We start from the raw sequence: 14,612 nt of genomic DNA on the forward strand, positions 1-14,612 counted from the left end.
CTGCAGTTCTACTCTAGAGCTAATGGCCGGTGCACCGGCCCGCAGGACAGCTTCTGCAACCGTTTCAACGCCTGAATCCAACACATAAGTGCAACGCTGACCCCTGAATATACTGAATCACCCCTAGTTTCATAGTCATATCTGAGAGCCCGCTTTTGGCCGTAAGTCCCCGGTGGCGTCAGGCAGCTCTTGGCCGATTCCTGCCCCTCGACTGTGCTCTTTGAGCCTCTCGACAAACTCTGCACAAATCGAGAAACGGACAGCCCCTAGATATTTTGCGCGATATGCCAGAGCACGCCGCTCGGGTCGAACAGTACGAACTCCCGCATCCCCCAAGGTTGATCGACAAGGTCTCCCATGCGCACGGCAAAGCGCTCGGCCAGGCCCGACTCGCTCAGGTGGCGGTGCCAGGCGTCGACATCCTCCACCAGCAGGTGCATGACGAAGTTCTCCGCCTGTTCGCGTACATAGAAGTTCTGCAGCAGGAAGCTGCAGTTGCCGTGGCGCAGGTAGGCCAGGTTGTCGTCGTTCCAGGGCATGCTGAAGCCCAGGGCCTGGTAGAAGTCCTGGGAGCGTGCGAAGTCCTTGGCGGGCACCAGGGTCTTGAGTTCCACGCTGTTGAGGTTGCTCATCGGCGGTCTTCCTTGAGGTCAGTACAGGTCGTTGCGTTTGGCTGGTTTGATCACCTTGAAGAAGCTGTAGCCCAGGCCGATGTCGGTCACCACGCGGGTGCAGACGGCGGGGATGGCGATCAGTGCATGGATGAGCATGGCCGTGGCCGCGTAGGCGCCGAATTCGATGCTGCGCAGGGCTGACGGCAGGGGATCGCGGCGGCTCTCCAGCAGTTCCTGGCGCAGGGCGGGCAGGTCGGGCCAGTACTCGCTGTCGATCTTCGTGCGCATGGTTTGCGGGTAGAGGTTGCGGCTGCGGCAGCCACGGCGAAAGGCGCGCCACATGCGTTTGGGTTCGAGCACCAGGCCGGTGGAGAGGGCGATCAGGTTCATCGTGCCGAGCAGCGGCGAATGGAACATCGAGCCGGTGCCCAGCTCCCAGGCACTGACTTCGCCTTCGCCGATGCGCCCGGTGCTGTAGCCGGTCGCGACGTGGTGCAGGTCGTGGTACTTGAGGTAGCGGTGGCGGGTTTCGATATTCGGCAGCGGCACCAGCAGGCAGCCGGTGTAGACCGGTACGGTGCAGGCCTGGCGGTCGGCGGTGTCGGCAAAGCCGCAGCGGTGGTAGAAGGCGGCCAGTTCTTCCTTGAGTGTCATGGGGTGCTTCCTTGTGTCTGTAGGAGCCAGCTTGCTGGCGATCAGGCCTGGATAAGAGCGATCGCCAGCAAGCTGGCTCCTACAGGGTTAGCGGGGTTAGCGGGGGTAGAGCGGCGGCAGTGGGCTCGGTTCCTGCTGGCTGCTTGGGGCTTCCAGGGCCGGCAGGCTACGGATGGCCTTCCACAGGCTTTCGCCTTGCCAGTGCTGGCCGCTCTCGCTGTACAGCGCGCCGTTGAGGCCATCCAGCGCCTCGGACAGCGGCACGAAGCGGGCGGCCATATCGGCCAGGGTTTCTGGCTGCTGGCGCGCCCAGGCGTCGAGGGCCTGGCGGGTGGCCTGGCTGTCGTTGGCCAGGCAGGCACGCTTGAGGTCGTCGAGTAGGGTGCGCGGGCTGGGACCGGTCTGCGCCGTCGGCAGGATCGCCGGCTGGCGGCGGGCGCGCCACCACAGGCCGAAGCCGAGCAGGGTGGTGCAGGCGAGCAGGGCGCTGCTCAGTTGCCAGGGCCACAGCAGAGGCACCTCGCCAACCCCGAGGGGCGCCGGGCTGTCGACCGGGGTATCCACTTCCAGGGCCGGGTTGATGGCGACTTCCAGGGTGCGTGCCGGCAGGCTGGTGCGCTCCAGGCGGTCCTCGCCGGTGTTCCACCACACCACCTCGACGGGCGCCAGGTTGATCCGTCCGCTGCGGCTGGCGACCAGGGCTTCGCGCTCTTCGCGGCTGCCGATCATGCCGCGCTCGCCGCTCTCGTTGTTCAGCAGGGGCTGGTCCGGATAGCGGCGCAGGCCGTCGCTCTGGCTGGCGGGCAGCGGCGGCAACTGGCTGCTGGACAGGCCCTCGGCGCGTAGCATGATGTTGCGCGTCAGCGAGTCGCCGGCCTTAACCTTGTCCGGTTCCGGGCTCCAGGCTTCGGCCAGGCTGAGGGCGCGGGCGGGAAGCCACGGTGCATCCTTGGGATAGCTGGCGGGCTTGGCCTTGACCGTCAGCGGGATTTCCGGCGATTTCACCCGGGTCTGCCGGCCGGGGCGCGGGCCGAAGGGGTTGAAGTCGCCATCGGCGGAACGCTCCACCGGGGTGGCGCTGAACAGCTGCGCGGGGATGCGCAGCTCGCCGCTTTTCTGCGGGAAGATCGCATAGCGCACTTCGATCACGCCGTGGCGCAGGCCATTGATGGTCTTCTCGTAGGTGCGCGGCTCACCGAGCTGCTCGACCAGGGCGTCGGCGACCTGCAGTTGGGTCAGGCTACTGTCGTCATACAGCGACACCGAGTGATAGATGCGCAGGGTCAGTACCGCCTGGGCCTGCACGTAGACGCTTTCCTGATCCAGGCTGGAGTCGATGAAGATCGGCGCCAGCTTGCCGCCACTGTCGCTGCCGTCGGCCTTGAGGATTTGCAGGGTGATGGCCTGGCTGCTGGCATCGCCCATCTGCAATGGTGGAATCACCACATAGCCGCTCTGCTTGGGCAGCAGGGTGACGATCCAGCGGGTGGTGGCCTGGGTCTTGCCATCGAAGGTGGCCAGGCGGTTTTCCTGGCGCGTGCTGATGACCTCGAACAGTGGCTCCAGCGGCGCCAGATCGGGTTTGCCGAACACCGTGACATCATCCGATTCGAGAATCAGGTCGAGGCTTTCCCCCTCGCTCAGACGGGCGCGGTCGACCGTGGCGGTCAGGCTGGCGGCGCTGGCCTGCAGGGCGAAGAGGCTGAGAAAGAGGACGCAAAGCAGGCGGCTCATCGAGACTGTTCCTGACGCTGTTGCTGTTCATAGAGAAATTTACGCCGCAGCAGCTCGCCGGGTTCGTCCGGGATCTGCCGCAGCCATTGTTCCAGGGCATCGCGCTGCTCGTCGCCGAGGGCCTGCCCGCTGCCGGCCTGGGCTTCGTCTGTGTCGCTGTCCTGCGCGGCCTGGGTCTGGTTTTCGCTGTTGCCTGCGTCGGGTTTTTGCGCCGGGCTGTCACTCTGTTGCTCGCCGGGCTTGGCCGGGTTTTCGGCAGCCGGCTGCTCGGCAGCGTCTTCTCCGTCGGGCTGCGACTGTGGCTCCCCGGAGGAGGGTTGCTGCTGGCCAGGGCTGCCCGACTGCGGCTGTTCGCTGCCTGGCTCCTGTGGTTCACCTTCTTGCCCGGATTGCTGCTGTTGTTGCTGTTGCTGTTTTTGCTGCAGCAGCAGTTGCTCGACCAAGGTCTTGTTCTGCTGCGCGGCATGCAGGTCCGGCTGTTGCTCCAGGGCCTGCTCATAGGCGTCCAGGGCTGCTTCCAGTTCGTTGCTCTTGGCCAGGGCATTGCCACGGTTGTAGTGGGCGCTGGCGCTGTCGCTCTGGGCGAAGCGTTCGGCGGCGGCGGGGTAGTCACCGGCGCGATAGAGGGCTTCGCCCTGCCACTGCGGATCGGCAAAACGCTCGGCGGCTTCCTTGGGTTTGTCCGCTTGCAGCAGGCGCTGGCCTTGCTGGTCCGGGCGCAACCACAGGTCGCGGAATTCGAAGGCGTAGCTGGGCTGTGGCAGGGCCAGCAGCAGCGGCAGGCAGAACAGCCAGCCACGGCGCCCGGCGCAGGCGGCCAGCAGCAATAGGGGTAGCAACAGCCAGTGGCCCTGATCGGCCCAGGTGGTCAGCTGGGTCGGTTCGCCGTCTTCGCGCAGGCTCTGCGGGCCGTCGAACAGGCCGAGGCCGCGCAGGTCGCGGTCATCCAGGCTGGCCTGGCGATACTGGCCGCCCAGTTCGCTGGCGAAGCGCTTGAGGCCGGCGGCATCCAGACGCGGCAGCAGGATCGCGCCCTGGGCATCCTTGAGGAAGCTGCCGTCCTCGCCAAGGATTGGCGCGCCCTGGGTGGTGCCGATGCCGAGGATGCGCAGTTGTTCGCCGCGCTTGCCCAGCACGCGCTGGATACCGCTGCGCTCGTCCTGGCTCAGTTCACTGGTGATCAGCAGCAGGCGGCCACGGCCCTGGGCGCCCTGTTCGAGCAGGTTGATGGCCTTGCTCATGGCCACGTCGGCGCGCCGCCCTGGCTCCGGCATGATCGACGGCTTGAGCGCATCCAGCAGGTTGCTAGCGGTGGCCAGGTCATCGGACAGTGGCACCAGGGTATGCGCGCTGCCGGCGTATACCAGGATCGCGGTCTGCGCATCCTGGCGCGCGTGCAGCAGGTCGAGCAGCTTGCGCTTGGCCTGGCTCAGGCGGTCTGGCGCGGCATCGCCGGCGAGCATCGCCGGGGTCAGTTCGAGCATCACCACCAACGGGTCGGCGCGCTTCTGGCTGGCCTGCTCCATGCGCTGCCAGCTGGGGCCGAGCAGGGCCAGGATGGCCAGCAGCCAGCCCAGGCCGAGTGCGATCCACGGCAGACGGTTCTGTTGGGTGCGCCCGCCGGTGAGCAGGGCGCTCTGGAACAGCGTCGGCAGCAGCAGTTGCCAGCGCCCGCTGCGCCGCTCGCGGTGCCACAGGTGCCAGAGCAACCAGGCGCACAGGGGCAGCAGAAGCAGGCTCCAGGGGCGCAGCCAGTGTGGCCAGAGGGCGGCGAAATCCATCAGCTGTTTCTCCGCAGGCGCTGGCTGAGGGTCTGCAGGCTGTGCGGCCACAGTTCATGGGCAACCAGTAGCAGGCTGAGCAGCAGCGCCACGCCGAGTGGCCAGCCATACAGCGCCAGGGCAGGGCGCGCGCGGGTCGGCAGCTGAGCGGCCGGCTCCAGGTGATCGAGGGCGGCTTCGATATCCTGCAATTCCTCACTGGTGCGCGCACGGAAGTAGCTGCCACCGGTCTGTTCGGCGATATCGATCAGGGTCGCTTCGTCCAGGTCGATGCCGGGGCTGAGGCCGAGCATGCCCATGATCCCGCTCTGCTGCGGATCGGCGCCGATGCCGATGGTGTAGATCTTCACCTGTTCCTCGGCGGCCAGGCGCGCGGCGGTGCGCGGATCGATCTCGCCGCCGTTGTTGGCGCCGTCGGTGATCAGCACCAGTACGCGACTGTCGGCCGGGCGCTGGCGCAGGCGTTTGACCGCCAGGCCGATGGCGTCGCCGATAGCGGTCTGCGGGCCGGCGATATTGATCAGCGCCTCATCCAGCCAGACTCGCACGGTGTGGCGGTCGAAGGTCAGTGGCGATTGCAGATAGGCGCGGCTGCCGAACAGGATCAGGCCGACGCGATCGCCCTGGCGATCCTCGATGAAGTCGCCGAACAGCTGCTTGACCAGCTCCAGGCGCGAGACTTCCTCGCCGTCCCACTGCATGTCGCGTTGTTCCATGGAGCCGGAAACGTCCACCGCCAGCAGCAGGTCGCGGCCGCTGGCCGGCAAGGGCAGCGGCTCGCCGACCCATTCCGGACGCGCCGTGGCGAGCAGCAGCAACAGCCAGAGCAGGGCGAACGGCGCCTGCTGGCGCCAGGCCGGCAGGCTGGCACGGGCGCGGCGGCCGCTAAGGCCTTCCAGCTCGCTGAGGAAGCTGATCTTCAACGCCGCTTCGCCGCTGTCCGCCACCGGCAGCAGCAGGCGCAGCAGCCAGGGCAGCGGGGCGAGGAGAAAGGCCCAGGGCCAGGCGAACTCAAACATGCTTGCGAATCCAGGTGTCGACGGCCTGGCTGAGGCCGGCGATGGCCTTGTCATCCAGGGTGCAGCCGGCGCGGTAGCCGCCTTCCACCAGCACCATGTAGCGGGTCAGCCCGGCGGCCGGGCAGCGGCTGTCGAGGAAGGCCAGCCAGGCGCGACCGCTCAGGGTATGGCTGTGATCCTGCGGGTAGTGGGCGCGGCACAGGCGCTTGAGCAGGGCATTCAATTGCTGCAGCCAGGGGCCGGCCGGCACGCCGTCGTAGGGTTTGCTCAGGCGCTCCAGCTCGGCCAGGGCGGCCAGGCGCAGCGGGTCGAGCTGTATTTCGGTCTGTTTCGCTTGTTTCTTCTTGGGCAGGTAGCGGCGCAGGTACCACAGGCCCCAGAGCAACAGCGGCAGCAACACGGCGAGCAGCCACCAGCCAGGCGCTGGTGGCCACCAGGCCACGGGCGGCGGGGCGATGGTCGGTTGCAGCTGGTCGAGCGGGTTCACGGGCGTTTTCCCCCGCGTTGCTGGCTGTTCAGATGGTCGCGCAGTTGCTCGACCAGATCGCTGGCGGTGGATAGCGGGAGCAGCGGCACGCCGAGCTTCTGCGCCAGGCGCTGCCAGCGCGCGCGGCGCTGTTCGCCGAGGGCGTGGTAGGCGGCGCGCAGGTCAGGGTTGTGGGTGTCCAGTTCGAGCTGCGCGCCGTGCTCGAAGAAACGCAGCAGGCCGGCGGCCGGCAGGGCATGGTCGAGCGGGTCGGAGACCGGCAGCAGGAGCAGGTCGGTGTGCCGGGCGAGCAGGGTCAGCTGCTGCTCGGCGGCATCGCCGAGGGTACGTTCGTCGCACAGAATGATCGCCAGGCTGCCTGGGCGCAGCACTTCCCGAGCGCGGCGCAGGGCCAGGCCAAAGGTGTCACGGCCGTTCTGCGCTTCGCCGTGCAGGGCCTGGTTGGCGCGTGCGAGGCGGTTGAGCAGTTGCAGCAGGCTCTGCTTGCTGCGTCGTGGCTTGATCTCGTGGTGCTCGTGGTCGCCAAACACCAGCCCGCCGATGCGGTCGTTGTGGGTCAGCGCGGCCCAGCCGAACAGGCTGGCGGCCTGGGCGGCGAGTACCGACTTGAACTGCAGGGCGGAACCGAAGAACAGTCGCCGGCTCTGCTCGACCATGATGAAGATCGGTCGCTCGCGCTCCTCGTGGAACAGCTTGGTGTGCGGCTCCTGGGTGCGCGCGGTGACGCGCCAGTCGATGGTGCGCACGTCGTCGCCGGGCTGGTAGACGCGCACCTGGTCGAAGTCGACGCCACGCCCTCGCAGCTTGGAGTGGTGCAGGCCGATCAGCGGGCTGCGCTTGGCCGGGGTGGAAAACAGCTGCACCTCGCGCACGCGATGACGCATCTCGATCAGCTCGGCGAGGCTGACGCGGATACCGGGTTGCGTGGGTTGGCTGTGCATGGCGCTCAGAGTCTCAGAGGGCATGCTCCCTCTCCCGTTCTCTTCTTATCAAGAGTTGGGAGAGGGCTGGGGAGAGGGCGTTGTGGCCAATTGCCCTCTCCCCCGGCCCCTCTCCCGCAAGCGGGAGAGGGGAGAAAAGAATCGAGGCACGCTGCATCACGCCACCGCCACCACATCGAGAATGCGCTGGATCACCCGGTCCTGGTCGATGCCGGCGGCTTCCGCCTCGAACGACAGGATGATGCGGTGGCGCAGTACGTCGAACAGCACCGCCTGGATATCTTCCGGGCTGACGAAGTCGCGCCCGGCCAGCCAGGCATGCGCGCGCGCGCAGCGGTCGAGGGCGATCGAGCCGCGCGGGCTGGCGCCGTAGGCGATCCACTCGGCCATCTCGGGGTCGAACTTGCCGGGGGTGCGCGTGGCCATTACCAGTTGCACCAGGTATTCCTCCACCGCATCGGCCATGTACAGGCCGAGGATTTCCTTGCGCGCGGCGAAGATCGCCTGCTGGGTCACCCGGTGTTCCGGCTTGGCTTCGCCATTCAGCGCATCGCCACGGGCCTGGGCGAGGATCTTGCGTTCCACGCTGGCATCCGGGAAACCGATCTTGACGTGCATGAGGAAGCGGTCGAGCTGGGCTTCGGGCAGCGGGTAGGTGCCTTCCTGTTCGATCGGGTTCTGCGTGGCCATCACCAGGAACAGCGGCGACAGATCATAGGTGCAGCGCCCGACGCTGACCTGGCGCTCGGCCATGGCTTCGAGCAGCGCCGACTGCACCTTGGCCGGGGCGCGGTTGATCTCGTCGGCCAGCACCAGGTTGTGGAAGATCGGCCCCTGCTGGAACACGAAACTGCCGGTTTCCGGGCGGTAGATCTCGGTGCCGGTGATATCGGCGGGGAGCAGGTCGGGGGTGAACTGGATGCGGTGGAACTCGGCTTCGATGCCTTCGGCCAGTTCCTTGATCGCCTTGGTCTTGGCCAGGCCGGGAGCGCCTTCGACCAGCAGGTGGCCGTCCGCCAACAGGGCGATCAGCAGGCGCTCGATGAGTTTTTCCTGGCCGAGAATCTGGGTTGCAAGAAAGTGTCGCAGCGCGAGTAGCGCCTCTCGATGTTCCATCGAAAATCTTCCTGGAAAGGGACTGACGGGTAGCCGAACACACCCGATCGGGGTGGTAACTCTACTGCATTGCGCGGCGATCTGGCATAGCCGCGGTGGTGCAGTGCCGGCCAGTTCCGTTTTCGCGTGGAAAGGGCGCGGCTCAAGCAGACCGCGACATCTCGACTAAGTTCTCTGGCGTTGCCTGGGTGCTGTGCGGCAAGGCGCTGATGCAGCGCAGCGTGCTGTTGGCGCGCGCCGGTCCACGGATATCCGGCGCGCCGAACAGGCGCACGCTGAGGTAATAGGCAAACGCCAGCGGCCAAGCCATGCCGGCCTCGCGCAGCATTCGCCAGAACAGCAGGTCGGCCTCGTGCTTGGCCAGCGGGGCGACGTTGAGGTACTGGTACAGCGCGTCATGCACCAGGCTGGCGGGGTGAGCCAGCGGCCAGAACACCTGGCTTTCCTGCACCTGGCCCTGCTGCAGGCGCTGGACGCGGTGGAGCTTTTCCCACCAGTCGGGAATGCCGAGGATGGCCACCCAGTAGAACGGCACCTTGGGCGTGCAGCCATCCCAGGCGTAGGTGCTGGTGCAGCTAAAGTCGTAGCGCACTTCGCCGTGCTCCAGGTCGACCCGCGAAGGGCCGGGATTGACGATCAGCAGGCCGTCGTGGATCACCAGCCATTCGCTGTAGAAGAAGCGCCCGGCCAGCCATGGCTCATGGCGCAGCAGGGGATAGTCGATGTAGTTGAGCCAGGGGCCGGCATGATCACGGCAGTGGAATCCCCACTTGGCCACCCCGGCCTGGCGCGCGGCTTCGGCGCGGCGCAGGCGTTCGCTGCGACCGATCCAGCGCGGCAGCAAGACGCCCAGGTAGACCAGCACGCCACAGGCCAGCAGCAGGGGTATCAGCTGTGGCGCCAGCCACCAGGCCAGTGCCAGCAGCAACAGGCCGATGGCGCTGACCAGCAGGTTGCCGAAGTTGCGTACGAGGGAGCGCGTGAGGGGACGGTACTGCATGGTTTCCCTACCAGACTGCGAGGAAGCCGGCACCTTAGCAGCTCAGTTGTGACGCGTGTAGGCGTGCGCTGTGCTGGTTCAGCTGATTAGTCAAAAGCTTCGCGAGCAGAGCTCGCTCCTGCAAAGGCCGGCCAGGCCTGCATGGCGATGAACGAATATGTCGCAGGGCTGCAAGCGTGCTTTCACACGCACTCGCTAAGCTTGCCGTGACCTATTGGTCGTCGTGCGTACTGCCGAGTTTCCATCATGGCCTAGACTTGCCTGGAGCCGGCGGTGCAGCTTTCCTGCCTGGAAGCACGCGCGGCGCCTCCACGAATAACAAGTCCAGCGGAGCATCACCATGGCGTTTTTCACTGCGGCCAGCAAAGCCGACTTCCAGCACCAACTGCAAGCGGCCCTGGCCCAGCACGTCAGCGATCAGGCGTTGCCACAAGTGGCGCTGTTCGCCGAGCAATTCTTCGGCATCGTCGCCCTCGACGAACTGACTCAACGCCGCCTCGGCGACCTGGCCGGCTGCACCTTGTCGTCCTGGCGCCTGCTCGAGCGCTTCGACGCCGCCAAGCCGCTGGTGCGGGTGTACAACCCGGACTACGAGAAGCACGGCTGGCAGTCCACCCACACTGCGGTGGAAGTGCTGCACGTCGATCTGCCCTTTCTGGTCGACTCGGTGCGCATGGAGCTGAACCGCCGCGGCTATAGCATTCATACCCTGCAGAACAGCGTGTTCAGCGTGCGTCGTGAGAAGAACGGCGGGCTGCAGGAAATCCTGGCCAAGGGCAGCAGCGGCAAGGGCGTGCAGCAAGAAGCGCTGATGTACCTGGAGATCGACCGCTGCGCCAACGTCGGCGAGCTGCGCACTCTGGAAAAGGCCCTGCAGGAAGTGCTGGAAGAAGTGCGCCTGGCCGTGGCCGACTTCCAGCCGATGAAGGCCCGCGCCGAAGAACTGCTGGCCTGGCTGGACAAGGCCAAGCTCAAGGTCGACGGTGCCGAGCTGGCCGAGATCAAGGTATTCCTCGGCTGGCTGCTGGATAACCACTTCACCTTCCTCGGCTACGAGGAATTCACCGTGGCCGAAGAGAAGGATGGCGGCCATCTGGTGTATGACGAGAAGTCCCTGCTCGGTCTGTCCCGCGGCCTGCGCAAGGGCCTGAAAAAGGACGAGCTGCATATCGAGAAGGAGGCCGTGGACTTCCTCCGTGAGCCGCGTCTGCTGTCCTTCGCCAAGGCGGCTACGCCGAGCCGCGTGCATCGCCCGGCTTATCCGGACTTCGTTTCGATCCGCGAGCTGGACGCCAAGGGCAAGGTGATCAAGGAATGCCGCTTCATGGGCCTGTACACCTCCTCGGTGTATGCCGAGAGCGTCAGCCGCATCCCCTATATCCGCCGCAAAGTGGCGGAAATCGCCGAGCGTTCCGGCTTCGACCGCAAGGCGCACCTGGGCAAGGAGCTGGAGCAGGTGCTGGAAGTGCTGCCGCGCGACGACCTGTTCCAGACCCCGGTTGATGAGCTGTTCAACACCGCCATCGCCATCGTGCAGATCCAGGAACGCAACAAGCTGCGCCTGTTCATCCGCCGCGACCCCTACGGTCGTTTCGCCTACTGCCTGGCCTATGTGCCGCGCGACGTGTACTCCACCGAGACGCGGGTGAAGATCCAGCAGATCCTCATGGAGCGCCTGGGCGCCAGTGACTGCGAGTTCTGGACCTACTTCTCCGAGTCGGTGCTGGCGCGGGTGCAGTTCATCCTCAAGGTCGACCCGAAGAACCGTGTGCAGATCGACCCGGTACGCCTGGAGAAAGAAGTCATCCAGGCCTGCCGTTCGTGGAAGGACGACTACGCCAGCCTGGTCGTGGAAAGCTTCGGCGAGGCCCAGGGCACCCAGGTGCTGGCCGATTTCCCGAAAGGCTTCCCGGCGGGTTACTGCGAGCGCTTCGCCCCGCATTCGGCGGTGGTCGACATGCAGCACCTGCTCAGCCTCTCCGAAGAGCGCCCGCTGGTGATGAGCTTCTACCAGCCGCTGGCCCAGGGTGAGCAGGAGCTGCACTGCAAGCTGTACCACGCCGACACGCCGCTGCCGCTGTCCGACGTCTTGCCGATCCTGGAAAACCTTGGCCTGCGCGTGCTTGGCGAGTTCCCCTACAAGCTGCGCCGTGCCGATGGCCGCGAGTTCTGGATTCACGACTTCGCCTTCACCAGTGCCGAGGGCACGGCGGTCGACATCCAGCAGCTCAATGACACCCTGCAGGACGCCTTTGTGCAGATCGTCGGCGGCGCGGCCGAGAACGACGGCTTCAACCGTCTGGTGCTGACCGCCTCCATGCCCTGGCGCGATGTGGCGCTGCTGCGCGCCTATGCGCGCTACCTCAAACAGATCCGCCTAGGCTTCGACCTGAGCTATATCGCCGCCACCCTGGTCAACCACGCCGATATCGCCAAGGAGCTGGTGCGCCTGTTCAAGACGCGCTTCTACCTGGCGCGCAAACTGGTCGGCGAAGACCTCGAAGACAAGCAGCAGAAACTGGAGCAGGCGATCCTCGCTGCCCTGGACAATGTCGCGGTGCTCAACGAGGACCGCATCCTGCGGCGCTACCTGGACCTGATCAAGGCCACCCTGCGCACCAACTTCTATCAGCCGGATGCCGATGGGCAGCCCAAGCATTACTTCAGCTTCAAGCTCAGCCCGCGGCTGATCCCGGACATCCCGCGGCCGGTGCCGAAGTTCGAGATCTTCGTCTACTGCCCGCGTGTCGAGGGCGTGCACCTGCGCTTCGGCGACGTGGCCCGTGGCGGCCTGCGCTGGTCCGATCGCGAGGAAGATTTCCGTACCGAAGTGCTGGGCCTGGTCAAGGCGCAGCAGGTGAAGAACGCGGTGATCGTGCCGATGGGCGCCAAGGGTGGTTTCATCCCGCGCAAGATGCCGGTGGGCGCCAACCGCGACGAGGTCTTGGCCGAGGGCATCGCCTGCTACCGCATCTTCATCAGCGGCCTGCTCGACATCACCGACAACCTCAAGGACGGCGCCGTGGTGCCGCCGCAGAACGTGGTGCGCCACGATAACGACGACCCCTACCTGGTGGTGGCAGCGGACAAGGGCACCGCGACCTTCTCCGACATCGCCAACGGCATCGCCCTCGACTACGGCTTCTGGCTGGGCGACGCCTTCGCCTCCGGCGGCTCGGCCGGTTACGACCACAAGGGCATGGGCATCACCGCCAAGGGCGGCTGGGTCTCGGTGCAGCGCCACTTCCGCGAGCGCGGCATCGATGTGCAGAAGGACAACGTCACCGTCATCGGTATCGGTGACATGGCCGGCGACGTGTTCGGCAACGGCCTGTTGCTGTCGGACAAGCTGCAGATGGTGGCGGCCTTCAACCACATGCACATCTTCATCGACCCCAATCCGGATGCGGCCAAGAGCTTCGTCGAGCGCCAGCGCCTGTTCGACCTGCCGCGCTCCAGCTGGGCCGACTACGACACCAAGCTGATCTCCGAAGGCGGCGGCATCTTCCTGCGCAGTGCCAAGAGCATCGCCATCAGCCCGCAGATGCAGGCGCGCTTCGACATCAGCGCCGACAAGCTGGCGCCCACCGAACTGCTCAATGCCTTGCTCAAGGCGCCGGTCGACCTGCTGTGGAACGGCGGCATCGGCACCTATGTGAAGTCGAGCAAGGAAAGCCATGCCGACGTCGGCGACAAGGCCAACGACGGCCTGCGCGTCAACGGTAACGAGCTGCGCGCCAAGGTGGTGGGCGAGGGCGGTAACCTCGGCATGACCCAGCTCGGCCGGGTCGAGTACGGCCTGAGTGGCGGCGCCAGCAACACCGACTTCATCGACAACGCCGGCGGCGTGGACTGCTCCGACCACGAGGTCAACATCAAGATCCTGCTCAACGAGATCGTCGGTGCCGGCGACATGACCGGCAAGCAGCGCAACAAGCTGCTGGCCGAGATGACCGATGCGGTGGGCAGCCTGGTGTTGGGCAACAACTACAAGCAGACCCAGGCCCTGTCCCTGGCCGAGCGCCGTGCCCGCGAGCGCCTGCCCGAGTACAAGCGCCTGATGGCTGCGCTGGAAGCGGCTGGCAAGCTGGACCGTGCCCTGGAGTTCCTGCCCAGCGACGACGAGCTCAACGAGCGCGCTGCCAATGGCCAGGGTCTGACCCGGCCGGAGCTGTCGGTGCTGATCTCCTACAGCAAGATCGATCTCAAGGAAGCCCTGCTGAAATCCCTGGTGCCGGACGACGACTACTTGGCTCGCGAGATGGAGACCGCTTTCCCGGCGCAGCTGAGCAAGAAGTTCGCCGAGCCGATGCGCCGCCATCGCCTGAAGCGCGAGATCGTCAGCACGCAGATCGCCAACGATCTGGTCAACCACATGGGCATCACCTTCGTGCAGCGCCTTAAGGAGTCCACCGGCATGAGCGCGGCCAACGTCGCTGGCGCCTATGTCATCGTCCGCGACGTGTTCCGTCTGCCGCACTGGTGGAAGCAGATCGAGGCGCTGGACTACCAGGTGCCGGCTGAGCTGCAGCTGCAGTTGATGGACGAGCTGATGCGCCTGGGCCGCCGGGCTACCCGCTGGTTCCTGCGCAGTCGCCGCAACGAGCTGGATGCCGCCCGCGATGTCGGCCACTTCGGCCCGCGCGTGGCCGAACTGGCCGGGCGTCTGGACGAACTGCTGGAAGGCCCGGCCCGCGAGCAGTGGCTGGCGCGCTACCAGGGCTTCGTCGAAGCCGGCACGCCGGAGGAGCTGGCCCGCGTGGTGGCTGGCACCAGTCACCTGTACACCCTGCTGCCGATCATCGAAGCGGCGGATGTCACCGGCAAGCCGGCCTCGGAAGTGGCCACCGCCTACTTCGCCGTGGGTGGGGCGCTGGAGCTGTCCTGGTACTTGCAGCAGATCACCAGCCTGCCGGTGGACAACAACTGGCAGGCCCTGGCCCGCGAGGCGTTCCGCGATGACCTGGACTGGCAGCAGCGTGCCATCACTATTGCGGTGCTGCAGATGGCCGACGGCCCGGTGGATGTGGAAGAGCGCGTGGTGTTCTGGCTGGAACAGCACAAGGCACTGGTGCAGCGCTGGCTGGTGATGCTCGGTGAGCTGCGTGCGGCCACCGGCACCGACTACGCCATGTATGCGGTGGCCAACCGCGAGCTGATGGATCTGGCGCGTAGCGATCAGCAGGCTGTCAGCATTGCCTGATGGTGCAGGTTTGTCCGTGCCGGCACTGGCCGGTCACGGGCGACTCGGTTAGCCTCCGTAAAA

At 66.1% G+C, this 14,612-nt stretch carries 10 protein-coding genes; 1 reads left to right on the forward strand and 9 read right to left on the reverse strand.

The annotated features are described in order from the left end of the window. Nucleotides 1-266: 266 nt before the first annotated feature. The 9 genes from H3H45_RS16580 to H3H45_RS16620 all read right to left on the reverse strand — a co-directional run bounded on the left by H3H45_RS16580 (nucleotide 267) and on the right by H3H45_RS16620 (nucleotide 9,346). Nucleotides 267-632, reverse strand: coding sequence for a VOC family protein (locus H3H45_RS16580; protein ID WP_182834805.1), 366 nt, complete (start codon nucleotides 630-632; stop codon nucleotides 267-269). An 18-nt stretch (nucleotides 633-650) separates the two neighbouring features. Further along, nucleotides 651-1,268, reverse strand: coding sequence for a hypothetical protein (locus H3H45_RS16585; RefSeq protein ID WP_182834806.1), 618 nt, complete (start codon nucleotides 1,266-1,268; stop codon nucleotides 651-653). 96 nt (nucleotides 1,269-1,364) lie between these two features. Then, nucleotides 1,365-3,002, reverse strand: a complete 1,638-nt coding sequence (locus tag H3H45_RS16590; RefSeq protein WP_182834807.1) for a BatD family protein — start codon at nucleotides 3,000-3,002, stop codon at nucleotides 1,365-1,367. Continuing rightward, nucleotides 2,999-4,783 (reverse strand): VWA domain-containing protein, encoded by a 1,785-nt coding sequence (locus tag H3H45_RS16595; protein WP_182834808.1) that lies wholly within the window; start codon nucleotides 4,781-4,783, stop codon nucleotides 2,999-3,001. Before H3H45_RS16595 ends, H3H45_RS16590 begins: the two co-directional genes overlap by 4 nt. Further along, entirely contained in the window at nucleotides 4,783-5,802 is a 1,020-nt protein-coding gene (locus H3H45_RS16600; RefSeq protein WP_182834809.1) for a vWA domain-containing protein, read from the reverse strand. The genes H3H45_RS16595 and H3H45_RS16600 overlap by 1 nt, the downstream gene beginning before the upstream one ends. Further along, on the reverse strand, nucleotides 5,795-6,289 hold the full coding sequence (locus tag H3H45_RS16605; RefSeq protein ID WP_182834810.1) for a DUF4381 domain-containing protein: 495 nt from the start codon (nucleotides 6,287-6,289) through the stop codon (nucleotides 5,795-5,797). Before H3H45_RS16605 ends, H3H45_RS16600 begins: the two co-directional genes overlap by 8 nt. Beyond that, nucleotides 6,286-7,254, reverse strand: coding sequence for a DUF58 domain-containing protein (locus H3H45_RS16610; protein WP_407926701.1), 969 nt, complete (start codon nucleotides 7,252-7,254; stop codon nucleotides 6,286-6,288). Before H3H45_RS16610 ends, H3H45_RS16605 begins: the two co-directional genes overlap by 4 nt. A gap of 132 nt (nucleotides 7,255-7,386) precedes the next feature. Then, nucleotides 7,387-8,346 carry an AAA family ATPase gene (locus H3H45_RS16615; RefSeq protein ID WP_173205513.1) on the reverse strand — a complete coding sequence of 320 codons (960 nt, stop codon included), beginning with the start codon at nucleotides 8,344-8,346 and terminating at the stop codon, nucleotides 7,387-7,389. A 142-nt stretch (nucleotides 8,347-8,488) separates the two neighbouring features. Next, nucleotides 8,489-9,346 (reverse strand): hypothetical protein, encoded by an 858-nt coding sequence (locus H3H45_RS16620; RefSeq protein WP_182834811.1) that lies wholly within the window; start codon nucleotides 9,344-9,346, stop codon nucleotides 8,489-8,491. A 340-nt stretch (nucleotides 9,347-9,686) separates the two neighbouring features. On the opposite strand from H3H45_RS16620, the gene H3H45_RS16625 reads away from it, so the two are divergent. Then, nucleotides 9,687-14,549, forward strand: a complete 4,863-nt coding sequence (locus H3H45_RS16625) for an NAD-glutamate dehydrogenase (RefSeq protein WP_182834812.1) — start codon at nucleotides 9,687-9,689, stop codon at nucleotides 14,547-14,549. The last annotated feature ends 63 nt before the right edge of the window (nucleotides 14,550-14,612 follow it).

The organism is Aquipseudomonas guryensis (assembly GCF_014164785.1).
Lineage (GTDB): Bacteria > Pseudomonadota > Gammaproteobacteria > Pseudomonadales > Pseudomonadaceae > Aquipseudomonas > Aquipseudomonas guryensis.